Raw genomic sequence first — 23,412 nt, forward strand, 5'->3', positions numbered from 1 at the left:
ACGCCGCAATTTCTACGAGGCGTGGAGCCGCGGGTGCGACAATTTACCGTTTAAGTCAGTAATGCTGCCTTGTTGTCCTGGCGTGCGTGTGAGAACGCATGTGGCGGAGGATTTATGGCAGCGGAAAAGATGCTTCGATTCGTCGGGACGGCGCAATCCTATCCTGGCAAGCGCGACGCGGAGGCGCGCGCGGCGGACTTTCGCGAGATCGCGGATCGCTATGCCGTGCCCACGGCGGAAGATCAGGCGTCGCGCTGCTCGCAATGCGGCGTGCCTTATTGTTCGGTGCACTGCCCACTTCACAATCACATTCCAGATTGGCTGCGCCTGACCGCTGAAGGCCGGCTCAAGGAAGCCTATGAACTGAGCAACAGCACCTCGACCATGCCGGAAATCTGCGGCCGCATCTGTCCGCAGGATCGGCTGTGCGAGGGCAATTGCGTGATCGAATTCTCCGGCCATGGCGCGGTGACGATCGGATCGGTCGAGAAATTCATCACCGACACCGCCTGGGAGGAGGGCTGGGTCGAGCCGCTGAAGCCCGGGCCGGCGCGCGGCCAGTCGGTGGGCGTGATCGGCGCGGGGCCTGCGGGTCTGGCGGCGGCGGAATATCTGCGCGGCTATGGCTATGAGGTGCATGTCTACGATCGCTATGATCGCGCCGGCGGTCTGCTGACTTACGGCATTCCCGGCTTCAAGCTGGAGAAACCGGTCGTGATGCGCCGCGTCGAACGGCTGCGCGCGGGCGGCATCGTCTTTCATCAGGGGTTCGAGGTGGGCCGCGATGCGACGCTCGACGATCTGCGCAAGCGGCATGACGCCATCCTGATCGCGACCGGCGTGTACCGCGCGCGCGCGATCGATGTGCCGGGCAGCGGCGCGGGCGGCGTGCTGGAGGCGCTCGACTATCTCACCGCGTCGAACCGCAAGAGCTTCGGAGATGTCGTGCCCGCGTTCGACGACGGCAGCCTCGATGCGGCGGGCAAGCATGTGGTGGTGGTCGGCGGCGGCGATACCGCGATGGATTGCGTGCGAACCGCGATCCGGCAGGGCGCGAAGAGCGTCAAATGCCTGTATCGCCGCGATCGCGCCAATATGCCCGGCAGCCAGCGCGAGGTGGCCAACGCCGAAGAGGAGGGCGTGGAATTCGTATGGCTCTCCGCGCCGCTGGCGTTCGATGGCGAGCGGGTGACGAGCGTGCGCGCCAGCCGGATGCGGCTGGGCGCGGCGGATGCCAGCGGGCGGCGCGCGCCGGAGATCGATCCGGGCGGTGAGATGTCGTTTCCGGCCGATCTCGTCATCAAGGCGCTGGGCTTCGACGCGGAGGAACTGCCGCGGCTGTGGGGCGCGCCCGAGCTGGGCGTGACGCGCTGGGGCACCGTGCTGGTGGACGGAAAGACGCTGATGACCAGCCTCGACGGCGTATTCGCGGCCGGGGACATCGTGCGGGGCGCAAGCCTTGTGGTCTGGGCGATCCGCGATGGCCGCGATGTCTCGGCCAATATGCACAAGTGGCTGAAGGCGAAGGCCGCGCGCGAAAAGGTGGCGGCATGATGTTGCGCGCACTGCTCGCGCTCGCAGTGGCTGGCGTGCCCGCGATTGCGGCGGCGCAGCCCGCCGCGACGCCGGTCGCCGCGCCGGATCCCGCGCGTCAGGCCGCTGCGGAGCGGCTGTTGAAGCAGATGGGCGTCGAGGCGACGCTGGATCGAACGTTCATCCAGCTCGCGCCGATTTTCGCGAAGGCCGTGATCGGCGAAATGGCCAGCAATCCGGCCAGCAAGGGCATCATCGACACGCTCAATTCCCGCGCGCCCGAGAATCACGACCGGATGATCGCGATCCTGTCGCAGGAGTTCATGGTCGCGATCAAACGACAGTACCCCGCCTATATGGCGCGGGCGGCCACCGAATATGCGGCGGCGTTCACCACCGACGAGCTCAACGCGATCGCGGCGTTCTATGCTAGCGGCGCGGGCGCGAAAGCGCTCAGGCTGATGCCGGAAATCCAGGCCAGGATGGGCGCCGCCGGCCGGGAATTGGGCGGCGTGGCCGGGGCCGATGCCGGCAAGCACGCCTTCGAACGCATCCGCCAGGAAATGTTGCCCGAAGACCGGAACAAGAACTCATGACCGACCAGCGCACCTATCTCGCCACCCATGGGATGTATCGCCCGGAGTTCGAATCCGACGCGTGCGGCGTGGGGCTCGTCGCCGCCACTGACGGGCGGCCGTCGCGCCGCGTCGTGCAGTCGGCGATCGATGCGCTCAAGGCGGTGTGGCATCGCGGCGCGGTGGATGCCGACGGCAAGACCGGAGACGGCGCGGGGTTGCATGTCGATCTGCCGATCCGCTTTTTCGACGATGCGATCGCGGCGGGCGGGCACAAGGTGCAGCCGAACCGGCTGGCGGTGGGGATGATCTTCCTTCCGCGCACCGATCTCGGGGCGCAGGAAACGTGCCGCACGATCGTGGAAAGCGCGATCATCGAAGCGGGCTACACGATCTATGGCTGGCGGCAGGTGCCGGTCGATGTGTCGGTGATCGGGCGCAAGGCGCAGGAGACGCGGCCCGAGATCGAGCAGATCATGATCGCCGGCCCGATGCCCGACGACGTGGATGCCGCCGAGTTCGAGAAGAACCTCTATCTCATCCGCCGGCGGATCGAGAAGCGCGTGATCGCGGCGCAGATCCAGGGCTTCTACATCTGCTCGCTCTCCTGCCGATCGATCATCTACAAGGGCCTGTTCCTTGCCGAAAGCCTGTCGGTTTTCTACCCGGACCTTGTCGACAAGCGCTTCGAGAGCCGCGTCGCGATCTTCCACCAGCGTTATTCCACCAACACGTTCCCGCAATGGTGGCTGGCGCAGCCGTTCCGCTGTTTGGCGCATAACGGCGAGATCAACACGATCCGCGGCAACAAGAACTGGATGCTCAGCCACGAGATCCGCATGGCATCGATCGCGTTCGGCGAGCATTCCGAGGATATCAAGCCGGTGATCCCCGCGGGCGCGAGCGATACCGCCGCGCTCGATGCGACGTTCGAGGCGATCTGCCGCTCCGGCCGCGATGCGCCGACCGCCAAGCTGATGCTGGTGCCGGAGGCGTGGCAGGTCGGCGAGGAGGATGTGCCCCCGGCGCATGCCTCCATGTACCAGTATCTCGCCAGCGTGATGGAGCCTTGGGACGGCCCGGCCGCCTTGGCGATGACCGACGGCCGCTGGGCCGTGGCGGGCATGGACCGTAACGCGCTGCGCCCGCTGCGCTATACCGAGACGGCCGACGGCCTGCTGATCGTCGGCTCCGAAAGCGGGATGGTCGTGGTGCCCGAATCGACGATCACCGCCAAGGGCCGGCTGGGGCCGGGGCAGATGGTGGCGGTCGATCTGGCCGAGGGCCGCGTCTATCACGATCGCGAGATCAAGGATCGCATCGCCGGCGAGCAGGATTATGCCGCCATGATCGGCAATTTCGCCACGCTGGGCGATCTGCCGCCCGCGCCTGCGGACAGCGTGCCGCGTTATGATCGCGCGGAGCTGGCGCGGCGTCAGGTCGCGGCGGGGCAGACGCTGGAGGATATGGAGCTGATCCTCGCGCCGATGGTCGAAACCGCCAAGGAGGCGATCGGATCGATGGGCGACGATACGCCGCTCGCCGTCATCTCGGACAAGCCGCGCCTCATCAGCCAGTTCTTCCGGCAGAATTTCTCGCAGGTGACGAACCCGCCGATCGATTCGCTGCGCGAACGCTACGTGATGTCGCTCAAGACGCGGTTCGGCAATCTTGCCAATATCCTCGATACCGAGGATCGGCGCGAGCGCGTGCTGGTGATGGATTCGCCCGTGCTCACGTCGGCTGCCTGGGGGCGGCTCAAGGCATATTTCGGCGGCGCGGCGGCAGAGATCGACTGTACGTTCGAGGCGAACGGCGGCCCGGAAAGGCTGCGCGCCGCGATCCAGCGCATCCGCAACCAGGCGGAACAGGCGGTGCGCGAGGGGCGCAGCGAGTTGTTCCTGACCGATGAACATATCGGGCCGGAGCATGTCGCCATCCCCGGCGTGCTGGCGGCGGCGGCGGTGCACACGCATCTCGTGCGGCGCGGGCTGCGCTCCTATGCGTCGATCAACGTCCGAACCGCGGAATGCCTCGACACGCATTATTACGCGGTGCTGATCGGCGTCGGCGCGACGACGGTGAACGCCTATCTCTCCGAGGCCGCGATCGCGGATCGTCACGCGCGCGGGCTGTTCGGCGAACTGCCGCTGGAGCAATGCCTGGAGCGGCATCGCACCGCGATCGAGGAAGGGCTGCTCAAGATCATGTCGAAGATGGGGATCGCGGTGATCTCCAGCTATCGCGGCGGCTATAATTTCGAGGCGGTGGGCCTGTCCCGCGCGCTCGTCAACGATCTGTTCCCCGGGATGCCGGCGAAGATTTCGGGCGAGGGCTATGCCTCGCTCCATGTCAACGCGACCGAGCGGCACGCAGCGGCGTTCGACGAGGCGGTGGTCAACCTGCCGATCGGCGGTTTCTATCGCCAGCGGCATACGGGCGAGCCGCACGCCTATTCGGCGCAGCTGATGCACCTGTTGCAGACGTCGGTGTCGACCGACAGCTATTCCACCTATCTACAGTTTTCGCGCGGCGTATCCGATCTGCCGGCGATCTACCTGCGGGATCTGTTGCAGTTCAACTTCCCGTCCGAAGGGCTGCCGGTCGATCAGGTGGAGCCGATCACGGAAATCCGCAAGCGCTTCGTGACGCCGGGCATGTCGCTGGGCGCGCTCAGCCCGGAGGCGCACGAGACGCTGGCGATCGCGATGAACCGGATCGGGGCCAAGGCGGTGTCGGGCGAGGGCGGCGAGGACAAGGCGCGCTACACGCCCTATGCCAATGGCGACAACGCCAATTCGGTCATCAAGCAGATCGCGAGCGGGCGGTTCGGCGTGACGGCCGAATATCTCAACGCCTGCGAGGAGATCGAGATCAAGGTCGCGCAGGGGGCCAAGCCCGGCGAGGGCGGGCAGCTGCCGGGTTTCAAGGTGACCGAGTTCATCGCGAAGTTGCGCCACGCAACTCCGGGTGTGACGCTGATCTCGCCGCCGCCGCACCACGATATCTATTCGATCGAGGATCTGGCGCAGCTCATCTACGACCTGAAGCAGATCAATCCACGCGCGCGCGTGTGCGTGAAGCTGGTTTCGTCGGCCGGCATCGGCACGGTCGCGGCCGGCGTGGCGAAGGCGCATGCGGACGTGATCCTCGTCGCCGGCCATGTCGGCGGCACGGGCGCGAGCCCGCAGACCAGCATCAAATATGCGGGCACGCCGTGGGAGATGGGGCTGTCCGAAGTCAATCAGGTGCTGACCCTCAATGGCCTGCGCGGCCGCGTGAAACTGCGCACCGACGGCGGCCTCAAGACGGGGCGCGATATCGTGATCGCCGCGATCCTCGGCGCGGAGGAGTTCGGCATCGGCACATTGTCGCTGGTGGCGATGGGCTGCATCATGGTGCGGCAATGCCATTCTAACACCTGCCCGGTCGGCGTCTGCACGCAGGACGAGGCGCTCCGCCAGAAGTTCGTCGGAACGCCGGAGAAGGTCATCAACCTGATGACCTTCATCGCCGAGGAGGTGCGCGACATCCTGGCGCGGCTGGGCGTGCGCAGCCTTGACGAGATCATCGGGCGCACGGAGCTGCTGCGCCAGGTGAATCGCGGCGCGGAGCATCTCGACGATCTCGATCTCAATCCGATCCTGGCCAAGGTGGACGCGGCGGACGACGAGCGGCGCTTCAGCCTCAAGACGTTCCGCAACGAAGTGCCCGACAGCCTCGACGCGCAGATCCTGAAGGATGCGGCGGCCGTGTTCTCGCGCGGGGAAAAGATGCAGCTCACCTATTCGGTGCGCAACACGCACCGCGCGGTGGGCACCCGGCTGTCGAGCGAGATCACCGCGCGCTTCGGCATGGATACGCTCAACGACGATCATGTCACGATCCGGCTGCGCGGATCGGCCGGTCAGAGCCTGGGCGCGTTCCTGGTGAAGGGCGTGACGCTCGAGGTGTTCGGCGATGCCAATGATTATGTCGGCAAGGGCCTGTCGGGCGGGGTGATCGTGGTGCGGCCGGCGGTGTCCTCGCCGCTTGCCAGTCAGGACAACACGATCATCGGCAATACCGTGCTGTACGGTGCCACCTCCGGGCGCCTGTTCGCGGCGGGGCAGGCGGGCGAGCGCTTCGCGGTGCGCAATTCGGGCGCGACCGTGGTGGTCGAGGGCTGCGGCGCGAACGGCTGCGAATATATGACCGGCGGCGTCGCGGTCGTGCTGGGGGAGGTCGGCGCGAATTTCGGCGCCGGAATGACCGGGGGGATGGCGTTCATCTATGATCCCGCCGGCACGTTCGCGCGCCGCGCCAACCCGGAAAACATCGTGTGGCAGCGGATCGCCGCGTTGCACTGGCAGAGCGTGCTCCAGAATCTGATCCGCGAGCATGCGCGGGTCACCGACAGCAAATGGTCGCGCGGCATCCTCGAGGATTGGGATCGCGTCGCGGGCCACTTCTGGCAGGTCGTGCCGAAGGAGATGCTGAGCCGCCTGTCGCACCCGCTGGACGACAATGAGGTGCTGGAGGCGGCGGAGTAAACCGCGGCGGTCGGCATAGCGATCGCGATCGCGCGCCGACCGCCAGAAATTCCGCGTCGAGCGGCGTTGCCGCACCGGCGTCGCTCGGCTTATGGATGGGCGCATGTGGCAGCTCTACCAATTCACCTTGTGTCCGTTCACCCGCAAGGTTCGCGCGCTGCTCAACGAGAAGGACGTCGGCTACGAACTCGTGCCCGAGGAACCTTGGGCGCGCCGCGACGAATTCATGGATATGAACCCGGCCGGGCAGACGCCGGTGATGGCCGATCCGACGCGCAATATCCTGCTGATCGATTCGATGGGCATCTGCGAATATTTCGAGGAAACGGTCGACAAGGCGCAGATGATAAACGGCACCGCCGCCAATCGCGCCGAAATCCGCCGGCTGGTGACATGGTTCGACGCGCATTTCTATCGTGACGTCACCGGGCCGCTGTTGCAGGAGCGGATGATAAAGCGGATCGTCCATCGCGCCTCGCCCGATGCGTCGCGGCTGCGCGAAGCGATGAAGTCCGCGATCGGGCACCTCGATTATATCGATTTCCTGCTCGATCACCGCAAATGGATGGCCGGCGCGACGATCAGCCTCGCCGATCTTGCCGCCGCCGCGCAGATTTCGGTGGCTGATTATCTCGGCGGGATCGACTGGAGCGGGCATACCCATGCCAAGGCATGGTATTCCGCGTTCAAGAGCCGCCGAAGCTTCCGCCCGCTGCTGGCGGAGCGGATGCGCGGCATCGAGCCGCCATCCTATTACGAGAACCCGGATTTCTGATGCATCTCAACCATGATCCGGCGGCGGATGCCGCCGCCATGATCGGCTTCGACGATTTCCTGAAGGTCGATATCCGCGTGGGCACGATCGTGGCGGTCGATCCCTTCCCGGAGGCGCGCAAGCCCGCCTTCAGGCTGAGCATCGATTTCGGCCCGACGCTGGGCGTGCGCAGATCGTCCGCGCAGATCACCGACCATTATACGCCCGATATGCTCGTCGGGCGGCAGATCGCCGCCGTCGTCAATTTCCCGCCGCGCCAGATCGGCCCGATGATGAGCGAGGTGCTGACGCTCGGTTTCCCCGACGTGGACGGCAAGGTCATGCTGGTCGGCCCGAGCGCGACCGTGCCGAACGGCGGGCGGCTGTTCTAGCCCTCCAGGCTTCTCGATGCCTGCTCGAACAGATCCTTTGACAGGCCCGGCGTGCCGACGATCCGCTCAAGCTCGGCCTTCATCGCGGCGGCGCGATCGGTGTCGAAACGGCGCCAGCGGCCGAGCGGCGGCAGCAGCTTGGCGGCGGTCTGCGGGTTGATCCGGTCCAGCGCGATGAGCTGATCGGCAACGAAGCGATAGCCGTGGCCGCCCGCCGTATGGAAGGCGCGCTGGTTGACGCTGAATGCGCCGATCAGGCTGCGCGCCCGATTGGGATTGGTGAGCGTGAAATCGGGATGCTCGGCAAGCAGCGCCACCGCCCCCGGCGTATCGGCGCGACTCGACAAGGCCTGCGTCTGGAACCATTTGTCGAGCACCAGCGGATTGTCGGCGTAGCGGTGGTGGAACACGTCGAGCGCCGCCTCGCGCTCGTCCCAGTCGCTGTTCACCAGGGTGGTGAGTGCGGCCTGCCGGTCCGTCATGTTATCGGCGGCTTCGAACTGGCGGAAGGCGATGGAGGCGGCATCCGTCGCGCCGCTCGCCGCGATATAATTGAGCGCGACGTTGCGCAGCCGGCGGCGGCCCTTGGCGTCGGGGTTGTAGGCATAAGGCTCGTCGCCGGCCGCTTCATAGGCGGCACGCCATTCGGCGGCGAGCGCGGTGCCGATATCGCGGCGCAGCGCCTCACGCGCGGCGAAGATCGCATCGGGATCGACGGTGGCGAGCTGATCGCCGACGAAGCTTTCGGACGGCAGGAGCACCGCCTCCGCCACGAAGGCGCGGTCGAGTCCCGCGTTGGCGAGCGTGTTCGCCACCGCGCGGATCACCGCCGTGTGATCCGCGCGCCTTTCCACCGTCGCGGCGACGAGCGTGTCGAGCATGAGCTGCTGCATCGCCTCGTACCGGGCGAAGGGATCGTCATCATGCGCGGAGAGGAAAGCGAGATCGGCGGCGGTGCGATCGCTTTCGATGACGACCGGCGCGGAAAAGCCGCGATTGACCGACAGCACCGGGCGCTCTCCGATGCCATCGAACACGATCGTCTCCGCGGTCGATTCAAGCAGCACGAGCCGTTCGTCGGTCAGCGGCCGGCCGGTTTCCGCGCCGAACAGCCGCAGCTTCAGTGGCAGCACCATCGGCTGCTTGTCGCGCTGGCCCGGCGTCGGCGGGACATGCTGCGCGAGCCGCAGCGTGGCCCGGCCCCCGTCCTGCGCGATGCTCGCCGAGATGCGCGGGGTGCCGGCCTGCGAATACCACAGGCGGAAACGCGAGAGATCGACGTTGCCCGCCTCTTCCATGCAGGCGACGAAATTCTCGCAGGTTGCCGCCGTCCCGTCGAACCGCGCGAAATACAGGTCGGTCGCCGCGCGGAATTTCGCCGGGCCGAGGATCGTCGCCATCATGCGGATCAGCTCGGCGCCCTTGTTGTAGATCGTCGCGGTGTAGAAATTGGATATCTCGATATAGCTTTCGGGGCGCACGGGATGCGCGAGCGGCCCGGAATCCTCCGGGAACTGGCTGGCGCGCAGGCCGCGCACATCCTCGATCCGCTTCACCGCGGGTGAGCCCTGATCGGCCGAGAAGCTCTGGTCGCGATAGACGGTGAAGCCTTCCTTCAGCGAAAGCTGGAACCAGTCCCGGCAGGTCACGCGGTTGCCGGACCAGTTGTGGAAATATTCGTGCGCCACCACGGCGGCGATCGCGTCGTAATCGTAATCGGTCGCGGTGTCGGGATCGGCGAGGACATAGCGGCTGTTGAAGATGTTCAGCCCCTTGTTCTCCATCGCGCCGAAGTTGAAATCGTCCACGGCGACGATGTTGAACACGTCGAGATCATATTCGCGGCCATAGACGCGCTCGTCCCACGCCATCGCGGTCTTGAGCGCATCGAGCGCATGATCGGTGCGGGACAGATCGGCGGCGCGCACCCAGATGCCCAGCGCCACCTCGCGCCCCGATTGCGTCACGAACGTGCCCCGGTTGACCGCCAGATCGCCTGCCACCAGCGCGAACAGATACGTCGGCTTGGGATAGGGATCGTGCCATTCGGCCCAGTGCCTGCCATCCGGAAGATCGCCCGACGCGATCGGATCGCCGTTCGCCAGCAGCACCGGAAAGCGTGCCTTGTCCGCGGTCATCCGCACACGATAGGTGGCGAGCACATCGGGGCGATCGGGGAAATAGGTGATACGGCGGAATCCTTCCGCCTCGCATTGCGTGCACAGATTGCCGCCGGAGGAATAGAGCCCCATCAGCTGGGTGTTGTGCGCGGGGGCGATCTCCACCTCCGTTTCGATCACATGCACTGCGCCGGTCAGCGGGATGACGAGATCGTCGCCCTCCCGCCGCCAGTCATTGACCGCAACGCCATCCACCAGCACCGCCAGCGGGGCCTGGCCCGCGCCGTCGAGCCGCAGCGGATCGCCATGCACCCCGTTGCGGGTGACGCGGAAGCGCGCCTTCACGATCGTCCGCTCGGGATCGAGATCGAAATCGAGCGCCACTTCCGGCACCAGCCACGCGGGCGGGCGGTAATCCTCGCGCCGCGTGACGGCGGGGAGGGCGGCGGCGGTCTGTGCGTCGATCATGCGGGAAATATAGCCCGGAAGATCGGTGGTTCCATCGAAACCTTGCGCAGGCGCGGGGGAATGATAGTCCGCCCCCTGTATGAGAGTTTTCTCCCTGCTGGCTCGCGCGGGCCTGATCGCGTTTGTTCCGCTGTCGACAGTCACCATCGCACAGGATGCGCCAACCGCCGCGAACGACGCGCCGCTGCCGCCCGATCAGGCGGCGATCAAGGCCCATGTGATGTTTCTCGCCTCCGACGCGATGAAGGGGCGTGAGGCGGGGAGCGGCGAATATGATATCGCCGCGCAATATGTCGCCGCGCGGTTCTACGCGGCAGGCCTGCGGCCGGGGGGCGACGATGGCGGCTATCTCCAGGCGGTGCCGCTGGTCAGCTATCGCACCACGGGGAAAAGCCGCGTCGTGCGCGCCGTCGGCGACAAGCGCGAAACACTGGTCGCGGGCACCGACTATGCCGCCTTGCCCGATCCCGCCCGCGCGGCGGTATCGCTGGAGGCGCCGGTGGTGTTCGCGGGCTATGGCGTCGCGGGTGGCAGCAATGGGCGCAACGATTTCGCCGGGCTCGATCTGAAGGGCAAGATCGTCGCGGTACTTCCCGGTGCGCCGCGCATGCTGAACGCGGAGGAACGCGCGTATCTGGGCGACATCGACGTCAAGGCCGCGGCGGCTGCCGCGCGGGGCGCGGTCGGCGTGATCCAGCTCAAAATGCCGGGCGGCGCGGCAAGGCAGACATTTGATAGCACCGCGAAGCCGCGCATGGTCTATGCCGAGGCGGATGGCGCCGGCCATCAGTCCAGCCCGATCCCGATCGTCGCCACCTTCAGCGAAGCGGGGGCGGCGAAGCTGTTCGCCGGCGCGCGGATGAACTGGGCGGCGCTCGCAAGGGAGGCGACGAAGAAGATCCCGCATTACGCGCCGCAATCGCTGCCGGGCACGCTCGCGATCGAGACGGCGAGCGCATTCGACAAGGCGCAATCATCCAATGTGGTCGGCGTGCTGCCAGGTACCGATCCGGTGCTTGGCAAGGAGGTGGTGGTTCTGTCGGCGCATCTCGATCATATCGGCGTCACCGCGCCCGATGCGAACGGGGATACGATCAACAACGGCGCGCTCGATGATGCGATCGGCATCGCCAGCCTGATCGAGGAGGCGAAGCGCTTCCGGGAAAGGGCGCCGCGCCGGACGATCATGTTCGTGGCCTTCACCGCCGAGGAAAAGGGGCTGATCGGCAGCGCCTGGTTCACGACGCATCCGGCCGGGGCACGCGGCGATATCGTCGCCAACGTGAACCTCGACATGTCGATCCTCACTTACAGGTTCGAGGATCTGGTGGCGTTCGGCGGCGATCGATCGACGCTGGGCCCGGTGATCGCGCGCGCGGCCGCCGCGATCGGCGTAACCGTCTCGCCCGATCCGATGCCGGACGATGCGATCTTCGTGCGATCGGATCATTTCAATTTCGTGCGGCGCGGTATTCCCGCGGCGTTTCTGTGGCCGGGGCCAAAGGGGCCGGGCAAGGACGCGACGGCCACGTTCATGTCGCGACATTATCACAAGCCGTCGGATGATCTTGCCCTGCCGATCATGTGGGATCAGGCGGTGCGTTTCGTCGATGCCAACTATCGCATCGCGCGCGAGATCGCCGATGCCGATGCGCGGCCCGTGTGGAACAGGGGCGATTATTTCGGGACGCTCTTCAAAGGGCCGATGGCGTCGTGAGCCGGCTGTTCGTGTTCGGCCTCGGCTACGCCGCGCGCGCGATCGTCGCGGCGGGGGGCTGGCCCGTGCTGGGGACGACGCGCGACGGCCGCGACGGCACGATCCGCTTCGGCGATGTGGACGCGGTGCGCGCCGGCGTCGCGGCGGCGACGCACGTGCTGTCGAGCGTGCCGCCGGACGAAGCCGGTGGCGATCCGGTGTTGTCGCATTATGGCGATGTGATCGGCGGGCGCACCCTGGGGTATCTCTCCTCGACCGGCGTCTATGGCGATACGCGCGGCGGATGGGTGGACGAGACCGCGCCGATCGGCGGCGGCCGGCGCGGGGCGCGGGCCGCTGCGGATGCGGCGTGGCTGGCGCGCGACGCGCGCGTATTCCGTCTCCCGGGGATCTACGGGCCGGGTCGTTCGCCGCTGGATCGCGTCCGCGCGGGAACGGCGCATCGCGTGGCCCTTGCGGGGCAGGTGTTCAGCCGCGTGCATGTCGATGATATCGCCAGCGGCGTCATCGCCGGGTTCGATGGGCCGCCCGGCGCGTATAACCTCGCCGACGATCTGCCCGTCAGCCAGAATGACGTGATCGACTATGCCGCCCGGCTGCTCGGCATGCCGCCCCCGCCGTTCGTTTCGCCGGACGCGCTGTCGCCGGCGGCGCGCGGTTTCTACGCGGAGAACCGGCGGGTGGCGAATGGCAAGGCGAAGCGCCTGCTCGGCTGGGTGCCGTTTTATCCCGATTACCGCGCCGGCCTGCGCGCGGTAAGCGCGATGACCAGGCCGACGGCTGCGAGCAGCCCGCCGCCGATCGCCAGCGGCGACCAGCGATAGCCCTCGAAAACGGTGGACAGCAGCATCGCGATCACCGGCACGGTCACGCTGGAATATGCCGCCTTCGCCGGGCCGATCGCGCGGATCACGGTGAAATAGAGCGGAAAGGCGAGCGCCGAGCCTGCCAGCCCCAGGTAGAGGACGCCCGCGATATAGCCGGCGCGCCATTCGAACACCGGCGGCCCCACCGTCGCCCACGCCCAGATCGCATCCAGCCCTGCGCCGATCAGCATCGCCGCCGCGAGCGTGGCGATCATCGGATAGCGGCGCGCCAGCTCCGTCGCCTGCATCACATTGGCGCTGGAGGCGGCCAGGACCGCGCAGCAGGTGAGCGCGATTCCGATGATCGGCGCGCCGGATCCATGCGGGGCGTTGCGCGCCTCATTGATGAACAGCAGCACGACGCCGGCGATCGCGACGCCCGATCCCAGGATCAGCTGGCGCCCGAGCCTCTGGCCGAGGAAGATGCGCCCGAACGCGGCATTGGGCACCAGCAGCAGCGCGAACACCACGGCGACCAGGCCGGAGGTGATGTGCTGTTCGGCGCGATAGACGAAGTTGAAGTTGAGCACGAACTGCCCCGTGCCAAGCGCCGCCGCGAAGCCCCAGCCGCGCGCGCCGAAATCGAAACGCTCGCGTTTGATGAGCGCCCATATCAGCATCGCGATGCCGGCGGTGAGGAAGCGATAGGTGACCGACCAGCTCGGCGGAACGATATTGAGCTGATCGCGGATGACGAGCCAGGTCGAGCCCCAGATCACCGTGACGATGGCGAATGGAATGAGGATCGCGGCGCGGGTGGAGTTTGGCCGGATCGCGTCGCTCATCAGGTTCGCCTCTAATGCTGCTGTGGCTGGCCTGCGATCATCCGCGCGTGCGTGTGACCCGGGCACGCCCGCTCTACCGTTCGGCGCGTCGCTGTCGACCCGATTCTCCCGCTTGGATCAGAAGCTGGGTCGGCCGTGCCGGTTTCAGTCGCGCGGGGGTGCCTCGGGCGGCGGCGCGCGCTCCTCGCGGCGCGGCGGCGGCGGCGTGTTGTCGCGCGCCCGGTTGACCACGATCGACCCGTCCTGTCCCACCTTCAGATCGATCCCAAGCCCCTTGAGCTGCCCCTGCACGCCCTGCACCTGGCCCTGTATCTGGCCTGCGACCGGAGCGAGCACATTATCCGCCACGTCGTCGATCACCGCCTCGGGATCGATCTCCTCGGGCGGCGGCGCCTTCACCACCGGTTTCAGATCGAGCGCGGAAACCATGAAGTTGCGCCAGATCTGCGCGGGGATGCCGCCGCCGTGCAGCCCCGGATTCGGCGTGTTGTCATCATTGCCGATCCACACGCCGACGACCAGATCGCCCGCGAAGCCGATGAACCAAGCATCGCGCCCGCTCTGCGATGTGCCGGTCTTGCCATAGGCCGGAACGGAGAGTGCGGCGGCGCGCCCGGTGCCGCGCATCGAGGCGGCGAGCAGCTCCAGCATTTCGTCGTGAATGGTCGACGGCATCGTTTTCTGGCCGCCGGTGAGCGAGGCGTACCACGGCTTTTCGCTATTGTCCTTCAGCCCGCGCGCCTGAACCGGATAGCGTCCGTCGGCGACCCCGGCGAATGCGGCGGTAAGTTCGAGCAACGACACTTCCGACGTGCCGAGCGAGATCGTCGCCTCATTGGCGATCGGGGTGGAGATGCCGAGATCGCGCGCCGCGCGGATCACGTTCTTCACGCCGACCTGCTCGGTAACCCGCGCCGCGACGACGTTCGACGAACGCTGGAACGCGCGGCGCAGCGGTATCCTGCCGAGATAGTCGTTGGTGTCGTTCTTCGGTTTCCACCCCGCGATCTCGACGGGCGAATCATCGACCTCGGTTTCCGGGGTCATCCCGGCGCGCATCGCGGCGAGATAGACGAACAGCTTGAAGGTGGAGCCGGGCTGGCGCCGCGCCTGCGTCGCGCGGTTGAACGGGCTTTTGGCGTAATCGCGGCCGCCGACCATCGCGACGACCTCGCCGGTGCGCGTCATCGCCACCAGCGCGGCCTGCGCCTGGCGGAGCCCGGCCTGCCGGATCACGCGCTCGGCCGTGCGCTGGAGATCGCGATCGAGCGTGGTGCGGATGACGGCCTCGTTGCGGATCTCGCCCGCCTGATCGCGCGCCTCGGGCAGCACCCAATCGGCGAAATAGGTGCCGCTGGGAAGCTGCTCCGGCCGCTTCGCCAGCACGCGCTGCGGCTGGACGGCATCACCCTCCGCCTTCGTGAGGAAGCCGGCATCGACCATCGCCCCCACCACCACCATCTCGCGCGATTGCGCGCCATCGAGATTGCTGGTGGGCGCGAGCCGCGACGGCGCCTTGACCAGCCCCGCGAGCATCGCCGCCTGCCCCACGTTCAGCTTGTCCGGCGCGCGCCCGAAATAGTGTTTGGCCGCCGCCGTCAGCCCATAGACGTTATCGCCGAAATAGACGTTCGACAGGTAGCGCGAGAGTATCTCGTCCTTGGTCAGCCACGCTTCCAGCCAGAACGCGATCATCACCTCGCGCAGCTTGCGCGCGGCGGTGCGATCCGAATCGAGGAAGGCGTTCTTGGCGAGCTGTTGCGTGATCGTGCTGCCGCCCTGCCGCACCCCGCCATGGCCGACATTGGCCCAGGCGGCGCGGGCGATGCCGCGCGGATCGATCCCCCAGTGCGAATAGAAGCGCCGGTCCTCGATCGCGATGAATGCCTCGCGCACATGCGGCGGCAGTTTCGCGGCATCGACGGGGGCGCCGATGATCGCGCCGCGCCGCGCGATCGGCGTGCCGTCCGACGCGGTGAGCGTGATCGAGGGCGGCGTCGGCGGCTTGAGCGAGCGGGAAAGCGGCGCCGTCACCGCCAGCCACGCGATCGCGATGACGAGGAGGACGATCAGCCCGGCGAGGCCGCGCACCAGCCAGCGGCCGATATTGCGCCCGCGCCCGTGCGGCGCGACCGGCGGCTCCGGCGGTGGCTCCGTCGGCCCGTCCTGCCAGGCGTCGAACGCCGGCAGCGGCGCGCGTGGCGCCGCGGGTGCGTGGTTGTAGCGCAGGCGGCCTGTATCGTGGGGATCGGGGATCATATCGTCGTCGTGGCGGTCGGCCATTGGCGTATTACTTCAATAAGACAGTTGCCGCAAGGGGCCGGCGTATGCGAAGGGCTTAGCCCGATGGCGACGGAAGCGAAAGCAGCAAGCGGGGACGATCGCCCGCTTGTGGTGGGGATCGGCGGAACGACGGGCGGCGTATCCTCCACCGAACGGGCGTTGCGCATCGCGCTTGGCGCGGCGTGCGAGACGGGGTTCCGCACGCGGATGTTCGACGGCGCGGATTTGGCGAAGCTGCCGCTGTACGACCCGCGCAATCCCGAGCGGACGGCGGAGGAGCGCGAGTTCGTCGAGGCCGTGCGGCAGGCGTCGGCGATGATCATCGCCAGCCCCGGCTATCACGGCAGCATTTCCGGCCTGGTCAAGAACGCGCTCGACCTGCTGGAGGAAACCGCGCGCGACGAGGCGCGCCCGTATCTCGCCGATATGCCGGTTGGCCTGATCGCCACCGCTTATGGCTGGCAGGCGACCGGCTCGACGATCGCGGCGCTGCGCTCGATCGTCCACGCGCTGCGGGGTTGGCCGACGCCGTTCGCGGCCGCGATCAACAGCCAGGTCACCAAATTCGACGACACCGGCGGCGCGAGCGATCCGGCGGTGGTGGAGCAATTGCGGATGATCGGCAAGCAGGTCGCCCGCTTCGCGCCGCTGGTGCAGCGCTGACCGACGGCCGCTAACACATTTGACTTAGCGGATCGGCGGACGCACCCTCCCGGAAAATCGAGGAGAGATGCGATGGCTGAAGCAGCCTGGGATCTGGTGATTCGCGGCGGCACGATCGTCGACGGATCGGGCGGCGAACCGTTCGAGGCGGACATCGCGGTGGCCGGGGGCGCGATCGCCGTGGTCGGCCGGGTCGCGGGGCGCGGGCGCGAGGAGATCGACGCGCGCGGCAGGATCGTCACCCCCGGCTTCGTCGATGTGCACACCCATTATGACGGGCAGGCGACGTGGGACGAGCGGCTCCAGCCCTCGTCGTGGCATGGCGTCACCACGATCGTGCAGGGCAATTGCGGCGTCGGCTTCGCGCCGTGCCTGCCGGAAGATCGCGACCGGCTGGTGTATCTTATGGAGGGGGTGGAGGATCTGCCCTATCCGGTGCTCACCGCCGGCCTGCCATGGAACTGGCAGAGCTTCCCCGATTATCTCGATGCGCTGGCGCAGCGCCGCTTCGATCTCGACGTCGCGACGCAACTGCCACACGCGGCGGTGCGGGTGAACGTGATGCGCGAACGCGGCGTGGCGCGCGAGCCGGCGACGGCGGACGATATCGCGCGGATGGCGGCGATCGCGCGTGAGGCGGTGGAGGCTGGCGCGCTCGGCTTCTCGACCAGTCGCACGCTGAACCACCGCACCAAGGCCGGCGAGCCCACCCCCACGCTGACGGCGGAGGAGGATGAGCTGACCGGCATCGCGATGGGGCTTGCCGCCGCAAACGGCGGGCGCGGCGCGGGCGTGTTGCAACTCGTCAGCGATTTTCACCCGGATGCCGCGGGCGAATTCGCGATGTTCCGCCGGATCGTCGAGAAATCGGGCCGCCCGCTCAGCTTCAGCCTCGCGCAGAGCCATCAGGCGCCCGATTCCTATCGCCTGATCCTCGCTGCGCTGGAGCAGGCGGTGGATGCCGGGCTGCCGATGAAGGCGCAGGTCAGCGCGCGCGCCGTGGGTGTGCTGTTCGGGCTGGATCTCACGGTCAATCCGTTCAGCGCGCACCAGAGCTATCGCGACATCGCGGGGCTGCCGATCGCGGAGCAGGTCGCGCGGCTGCGCGATCCCGCGTTGCGCGCGAGGCTCGTCGCCGAGGCGCCGAGCCCGCGCGGGCCATTCGGATCGGCCAATTTCGCGGCATGGAGCGGCATGTATCCGCTGGGAGCCGACAGCCCCGATTACGAGCCGACGCCGGATCACACGATCGCCGCCATCGCCGCGGCGCAGGGGCGCGATCCCAAGGAAGTGGCGCTCGATCATCTGCTCTCGAACGACGGGCGCGGCATCCTCTATCTGCCGTTCCTGAGCTATGGCTACGGCTCGCTCGATGCTTCCTACGAGATGATGATGCATCGCGATACGGTGCCCGGTCTGTCCGATGGCGGCGCACATGTGGGCATGATCTGCGACGGCAGCTTCCCCACCTCGCTGCTGACGCACTGGACGCGGGATCGCGTGCGCGGGCCGAAACTGTCGCTGCCGTTCGTGGTGAAGCAGCAGGCGGCGGATACGGCGGCGCTGGTCGGCCTGGGCGATCGCGGCATGATCCTGCCGGGGCTGCGCGCGGATCTGAACGTGATCGATTACGACAATCTCACATTGCTGGCGCCGGAGGTGATCCACGACCTTCCGGCCGGCGGGCGGCGGCTGATGCAGCGCGCGCGCGGCTATGTCGCGACGATCGTGGCGGGCCAGATCACCTATCGCGATGGCGAGCCCACCGGGGCGCTTCCCGGGCGGTTGGTGCGTGGTGCGAGAGGTGCGCCGGCGGCGCGGCGTCTGGCGGCATAACTTCTGTTATTGTTTGATTGACAGCGCCGCCGCCGCTGGTCCAACCGGGGGCGACGTCGATAGAACGCGACCCCTGAAGGAGAGCGGGCATGGTGCTTACCAAGGGCGATGATTATCCGATCCACCAGACGGCGGAGCCGGTCGCCTATGCGGGTACGGATCGCAATTTCTACGATCGCTATTTCTTCAACGGCTATGCACCGGAACCGGGGCAGGATGGCTTCTTCGCCGCCGCGCTGGGCGTCTATCCGCATATCAACGTGATCGATGCCGCCTTCTGCGTGCTGATCGACGGGCGCCAGGTGAATCTGCATGCCAGCCGTGGCCTCGGCATGGAGCGGATGGATACGACGGTCGGCCCGATCGCGATCGAGGTGATCGAGCCGCTCAAGGCGCTGCGCCTCACGGTGGATGCGCCCGATGAGCGGATCCGCGCCGACATCACCTTCACCGGCCGCGCCTTTCCGCTGGAGGAGCCGCGCTTCACGCGCCGCAACGGCCCGCGCGTGCTGATGGATGTGACGCGGCTGACGCAGAACGGGCGCTACACCGGCTGGATCGAGGTGGACGGCCGGCGGATCGACGTGGACGGCTGGCTCGGCACGCGAGACCGCTCGTGGGGCGTGCGCCCGATCGGCGCGCCCGATGCGCAGCCCGCCAGCCCGCCGATCGCGCCGCAGTTCTTCTGGCTGTGGAGCCCGTGCGCGATGGAGGGCGGCGAACTTTACTGCCACACCAACGACGACGCGCACGGCCGCTTCTGGAACCGGCGCGCGACGTGGCGGCCCGAAGGGGGCGGCCCGGATGACGAGCATCATTACGAAACGGCGGATTACGCGATCGACTGGCGCAAGGGCACGCGCCACGCGGCGGGCGCGTCGCTGTCGCTGCGCGACGAGCGGGGCGAAACCAGGGTCGCGTTCGATATCGGGCCGACCTTCCAGATGCTCGGCCTTGGCTATGGCCACCCCACCTGGGCGCATGGCCGCCATCATGGCGAGGCGGTGACGGTGGAACGCGAGGATTTCGTGCCGGCCGAGCTCGATCCGATGCTGCCGCACCATCTGCACATCCAGGCGGTCGTCGGCGTGACGATGACCGCGCCGGACGGCACGGTGACGCGCGGCAAGGGCGTGCTCGAGCAACTGGTGATCGGGCCGCATGCACCATCCGGCTTCCGCGACATGCTGGATGCCGCCCGATGATCGGCCCGCAGATCGAGGCGTATCTGTCGCGGGTGTGGGGCACGCAGGTGGTGATCCGCGATCTGGCGCGCATTCCCGGCGGGGCGAGCCGCGAAACCTATCGTTTCGACGCGTTCGTCGATGGCGACCGGCGACGGCTGATCCTGCGGCGCGAGCCGAAAGCCGGGCTGATCGAAACCGAAAGCGAAACCGAGTTTCGCGCGTATCAGAGCGCGGCGGGCGTTCTGCCCGTTCCCGGCGCGGTGGCGCTGGAGCGTGACGGGGCGGAGCTGGAGCGGCCGTTCTTCCTGATGGAGCGGATCGACGACGGGCAGGTGATAAGCCCGTTCGACCGGGCCGGATTCGGCGATCACGCGGCGGCGCTTGGCGAGCAGTTCTTCACCGGCCTGGGGCGGCTTGCGGCGCTCGATACGGCGGGCACGCCGATCGCGGCGCACCTTCCCGCCCCGGCGCCGGGCGAATGCTGGCGCATCGCGCTCGATTACTGGGAAGGCGTGATCGGCGAGGATGCGTTCCTGCCGCAGCCGATCGTGCGCGCCGCGATCCGCTGGCTGCGCGCCAATCCCCCGCCGCCCGCGCAGCGCATCGCGCTCGTTCACGGCGATTATCGTTCCGGCAACATGATGCATGACGGCGCGGGGCGGATGCTCGCGATGTTCGATTGGGAGATGGCGCATCTGGGCGATCCGCTGGAAGATCTCGGCTGGGCGCTCAATCCGATCTGGGATCATTTCCAGGCCGGCAGCGCATGCGGCATGGTCTCGCAGGAGCGCGCGCTCGAGATCTGGCGCGCAGCGAGCGGGCTGGAGGTCGATCGGGCGGCGCTCGATTGGTGGCTGATGTTCAATTCGGTGAAGGGCGCGGCGATCTGGCTCTCCGCTTTTCGCGAGTTCGTCGATGGTGGGCACAGCGATCCCGTGCTCGGGCTGTCGGGGTGGTATGTCGGGCGGCGACAGGATGCGGTGATCGCCGCGGCGCTCGCCGGGCGCGGCATCACGCCCGATCCGTCGGGCGAGGCGCAGAGCCAGCTCGGCCATGTGCTGATCGGGGCAGGGGTCATCGCCAGCGGCATGGCGCAGGCGATCGGCGCGGGGGACGCGTTCGGCGCCGCCACGCTCGGCGGCACGGGCGCGCTGGCGCTGCTCGCCGCGCAGGAAGCGGAGAAGGCGGCAGCCTGGCGCCTTGCCGACATAGCGGAGATGCGGGCGCTGCTCGGCGACGCTGTCGACGGCGACACCGCGATGACGCTCACCGCGCTCGATGCGCGCTGGGCGGCGCTCTCGGATGCGTTGATCGCGGCGCACGATCGTGTCGCGGCGGCGGGTGGCGACGAAACCGGATTCGTCGATTTCTATCTGCGCAGCGCGGCGCGCCGCGAGCTGGTGTTGCCGTCATGACGCCGGCGGACCTGCCGCTCGCGGGCGTGCGCGTGATCGATGCGGTGCCGGGGCCGCTCGGGGCGATCGGCCGTTTCCTGCGCGAGCTGGGTGCCGACGTGATCCGCATCGAGCCGCGCGGGGGCGGCGCGGATCGCCTGACCGGCCCGAAGGCGGGCGGCATCGCGCTCGGTTTCGCCGCCGCCAATCTCGGCAAAAGGGTCGCGACGATCGATCTTCCGGGCGATGCGGCGCGGTTGCTCGATCTGGCTCGTGACGCCGACATATTGCTCGAAGCGCGGCTGCCCGGGCTCGATGTGGAGGCGGTGCGGGCGGCGAACCCGGCGCTGGTGGTGGTTTCGATCAGCGATTTCGGCGAGAACGGCCCGTGGAAGGACTGGCAGGCGAGCGACGCGGTGCTGCATGCGCTGACCGGCGGGCTCTCGCGCTCCGGGCTGCCGGGGCGGCCGCCGCTGCTGCCGCCCGGTGAACTGACGTTTCAGACGGCGGCGCCACAGATCGCCTATCTGGCGCTCGCGGCGTTCATCGCGCGGTTGCGTACCGGCAGGGGCGACCGGCTCGATATTGCGCTGCTGGAGGCGGCGATGCAGGCGCTCGATCCCGGCTACGGCCTGTCGGGCAGCGCGCAATCGGGTGTCCCCTTGTGGAAGATGGCGCGCACCCGCACGGACGAGCGCCATCGCTACCCGATCTTCCGCTGCGCCGACGGTTTCGTGCGGCTGTGCGTGCTGGCGCCGCGGCAGTGGCGCGGCATGTTCAAATGGATGGGCGAGCCGGCGGCGTTCGCCGGCGCGGAGTGGGAAAAGCTCGTCACGCGCTATCGCTCGGCGGCGTTGAGGGAGGCGTTCGTGCGCTTCCTCGCGCCGAAGACGCGGGCCGAGATCGAGGCGGAGGCGGAGGCGCATGGCGTGCCCGCCGCCGCGCTGCTCGATGTGGCGGAGGCGATCGAAACCCCCCAGATGATCGCGCGTGAGGCGTTCGCGCCGGTGGAGATCGCGCCGGGCCTGCGCCTCCCGTTTCCGAACGGCGCGGTGGAGATCGATGGCGTGCGCGCAGGCATAACCGGCGGCGTCCCGGAGGCGGGCGGCAGCGCGCGGTTCGGGGGCGCGCGGCCGGTGTTCGCGGCGCCGGCGCCGGCGGACGCGCCGCTCGCCGGCATTCGCGTGCTCGACATGGGGGTGATCGTCGTCGGTGGCGAGACGGGGCGATTGCTCGGCGATATGGGCGCGGAGGTGGTGAAGGTCGAGAACGGCGCCTTCCCCGATGGTCAGCGCCAGTCGCGCGACGATGCGGCGGTATCGCTCACCTTCGCCGCCGGGCACCGCAACAAGCGCGGGCTGTCGATCGATCTGCGCTCCGCGCGCGGCAAGGCGCTGTTTCTCGATCTCGTGCGCCAGGCCGACGTGCTGGCGTCCAATTTCAAGCCCGGCACGCTCGCCGCGCTCGGCTTCGATCGCGAGACGCTGGCGGCGGCGAACCCGCGGCTGGTGACGGTGGACAGTTCCGCCTTCGGCCCGACCGGGCCGTGGTCCGCCCGGCTCGGCTATGGGCCGCTGGTGCGCTGCGCGGCGGGGCTTACGAAGCAATGGACCTATCCCGGCGAGCCGGAAAGTTTTTCCGATGCGGTCACCGTCTATCCGGATCATGTCGCGGCGCGGATCGGGACGTGCGCGGTGCTGGCGCTGCTCATCCGGCGGATGCGCACCGGGCGCGGCGGCAGCGCCAGCCTGAGCCAGGCGGAGGTGATGCTGGGCGAGAAGGCGGCGGAGATCGCCGGGCTCGCCGCCGCTGCCGCCGGTCTGTCGATAGAGCCTGGCGCCACGAGCGAGGACTGGCTGATCGCCTGCGCGGGGGACGACGAATGGTGCGCGGTGACGCTGCGGGATGGCGCGGATCGCGCGGCGCTCGCCGCGTTGACCGGCGGCAGCGATCGCGCGGCGGCGGAGCGATGGGCGGCCACCCGCGCGCCCGACGAGGTGGCGGCGACGCTCCAGGCGGCAGGCATCCCCGCCGGGATGATGGTGCGCGTCGTCGATATACCGGCCAGCCCGCAATATCGCGCGCTCGGCACCTTCCGCGAGGCGCGGCATCCGCTGATCGACGCGCCCTTTCTGGTCGAGGGGCGGCCGGCGCGATCCGGCGGGCTGCCCGATCCCGATCAGCGCCCCGCGCCCCGCATCGGGGAGGACAGCGCGGCGGTGGTGGCGGACTGGCTCGGGCTGGAGGAGGATGCGGTCGCCGCGCTTCTCGGCGACAGGATCATCGAACAGGCAGCTTGAAGGAGAG

15 protein-coding genes are annotated in these 23,412 nt (G+C 68.2%); 12 read left to right on the forward strand and 3 right to left on the reverse strand.

The window, feature by feature from the left end; genetic code table 11:
* Positions 1–114: 114 nt before the first annotated feature.
* The 5 genes from ACM61V_RS03920 (at position 115) to ACM61V_RS03940 (ending at position 7,786) form a co-directional block, all read left to right on the forward strand.
* Positions 115–1,554 (forward strand): NAD(P)-dependent oxidoreductase, encoded by a 1,440-nt coding sequence (locus tag ACM61V_RS03920; RefSeq protein WP_137786892.1) that lies wholly within the window; start codon positions 115–117, stop codon positions 1,552–1,554.
* Entirely contained in the window at positions 1,551–2,129 is a 579-nt protein-coding gene (locus tag ACM61V_RS03925; RefSeq protein ID WP_137786891.1) for a DUF2059 domain-containing protein, read from the forward strand. The genes ACM61V_RS03920 and ACM61V_RS03925 overlap by 4 nt, the downstream gene beginning before the upstream one ends.
* Complete coding sequence (gltB, locus tag ACM61V_RS03930) at positions 2,126–6,640, forward strand: glutamate synthase large subunit (protein ID WP_137786890.1); 4,515 nt, start codon at positions 2,126–2,128, stop codon at positions 6,638–6,640. Before ACM61V_RS03925 ends, gltB begins: the two co-directional genes overlap by 4 nt.
* 103 nt (positions 6,641–6,743) lie before the next feature.
* Complete coding sequence (locus ACM61V_RS03935; RefSeq protein WP_137786889.1) at positions 6,744–7,415, forward strand: glutathione S-transferase family protein; 672 nt, start codon at positions 6,744–6,746, stop codon at positions 7,413–7,415.
* Entirely contained in the window at positions 7,415–7,786 is a 372-nt protein-coding gene (locus ACM61V_RS03940) for a tRNA-binding protein (protein ID WP_137786888.1), read from the forward strand. Before ACM61V_RS03935 ends, ACM61V_RS03940 begins: the two co-directional genes overlap by 1 nt.
* Here ACM61V_RS03940 and pepN read toward each other — a convergent pair.
* Positions 7,783–10,374, reverse strand: a complete 2,592-nt coding sequence (gene pepN / locus ACM61V_RS03945; RefSeq protein ID WP_137786887.1) for an aminopeptidase N — start codon at positions 10,372–10,374, stop codon at positions 7,783–7,785. The genes ACM61V_RS03940 and pepN overlap by 4 nt on opposite strands.
* Positions 10,375–10,453: 79 nt before the next feature.
* On the opposite strand from pepN, the gene ACM61V_RS03950 reads away from it, so the two are divergent.
* Together ACM61V_RS03950 and ACM61V_RS03955 are read left to right on the forward strand one after the other, a co-directional pair.
* Positions 10,454–12,091 carry a M28 family peptidase gene (locus ACM61V_RS03950; protein WP_137786886.1) on the forward strand — a complete coding sequence of 546 codons (1,638 nt, stop codon included), beginning with the start codon at positions 10,454–10,456 and terminating at the stop codon, positions 12,089–12,091.
* On the forward strand, positions 12,088–12,915 hold the full coding sequence (locus ACM61V_RS03955; protein WP_137786885.1) for an NAD(P)-dependent oxidoreductase: 828 nt from the start codon (positions 12,088–12,090) through the stop codon (positions 12,913–12,915). The genes ACM61V_RS03950 and ACM61V_RS03955 overlap by 4 nt, the downstream gene beginning before the upstream one ends.
* On the opposite strand, the gene ACM61V_RS03960 is transcribed toward ACM61V_RS03955, so the two are convergent.
* Positions 12,825–13,742: a DMT family transporter gene (locus ACM61V_RS03960; RefSeq protein ID WP_137786884.1), complete on the reverse strand. Its 918-nt coding sequence runs from the start codon at positions 13,740–13,742 to the stop codon at positions 12,825–12,827. The two genes, ACM61V_RS03955 and ACM61V_RS03960, sit on opposite strands and share 91 nt — an antisense overlap.
* Positions 13,743–13,886: 144 nt before the next feature.
* Positions 13,887–16,025 carry a transglycosylase domain-containing protein gene (locus tag ACM61V_RS03965; RefSeq protein ID WP_249341555.1) on the reverse strand — a complete coding sequence of 713 codons (2,139 nt, stop codon included), beginning with the start codon at positions 16,023–16,025 and terminating at the stop codon, positions 13,887–13,889.
* 63 nt (positions 16,026–16,088) lie between these two features.
* Here ACM61V_RS03965 and ACM61V_RS03970 point away from each other — a divergent pair, with 63 nt between their 5' ends.
* The 5 genes from ACM61V_RS03970 (at position 16,089) to ACM61V_RS03990 (ending at position 23,405) form a co-directional block, all read left to right on the forward strand.
* Positions 16,089–16,688 (forward strand): NADPH-dependent FMN reductase, encoded by a 600-nt coding sequence (locus ACM61V_RS03970; RefSeq protein WP_419713812.1) that lies wholly within the window; start codon positions 16,089–16,091, stop codon positions 16,686–16,688.
* A gap of 72 nt (positions 16,689–16,760) precedes the next feature.
* The gene (locus ACM61V_RS03975) at positions 16,761–18,524 is read left to right on the forward strand and encodes an N-acyl-D-amino-acid deacylase family protein (RefSeq protein WP_137786882.1); all 1,764 of its coding nucleotides are present in this window, start codon (positions 16,761–16,763) and stop codon (positions 18,522–18,524) included.
* A gap of 89 nt (positions 18,525–18,613) precedes the next feature.
* Positions 18,614–19,729: a hypothetical protein gene (locus ACM61V_RS03980; protein WP_137786881.1), complete on the forward strand. Its 1,116-nt coding sequence runs from the start codon at positions 18,614–18,616 to the stop codon at positions 19,727–19,729.
* The gene (locus ACM61V_RS03985) at positions 19,726–21,126 is read left to right on the forward strand and encodes a phosphotransferase family protein (protein ID WP_212742191.1); all 1,401 of its coding nucleotides are present in this window, start codon (positions 19,726–19,728) and stop codon (positions 21,124–21,126) included. The genes ACM61V_RS03980 and ACM61V_RS03985 overlap by 4 nt, the downstream gene beginning before the upstream one ends.
* Positions 21,123–23,405 (forward strand): CaiB/BaiF CoA-transferase family protein, encoded by a 2,283-nt coding sequence (locus ACM61V_RS03990; RefSeq protein WP_137786880.1) that lies wholly within the window; start codon positions 21,123–21,125, stop codon positions 23,403–23,405. The genes ACM61V_RS03985 and ACM61V_RS03990 overlap by 4 nt, the downstream gene beginning before the upstream one ends.
* Positions 23,406–23,412: the final 7 nt, after the last annotated feature.

It is taken from the genome of Sphingomonas sp. TX0543 (assembly GCF_048565505.1).
In the GTDB taxonomy this organism is placed as follows: domain Bacteria; phylum Pseudomonadota; class Alphaproteobacteria; order Sphingomonadales; family Sphingomonadaceae; genus Sphingomonas.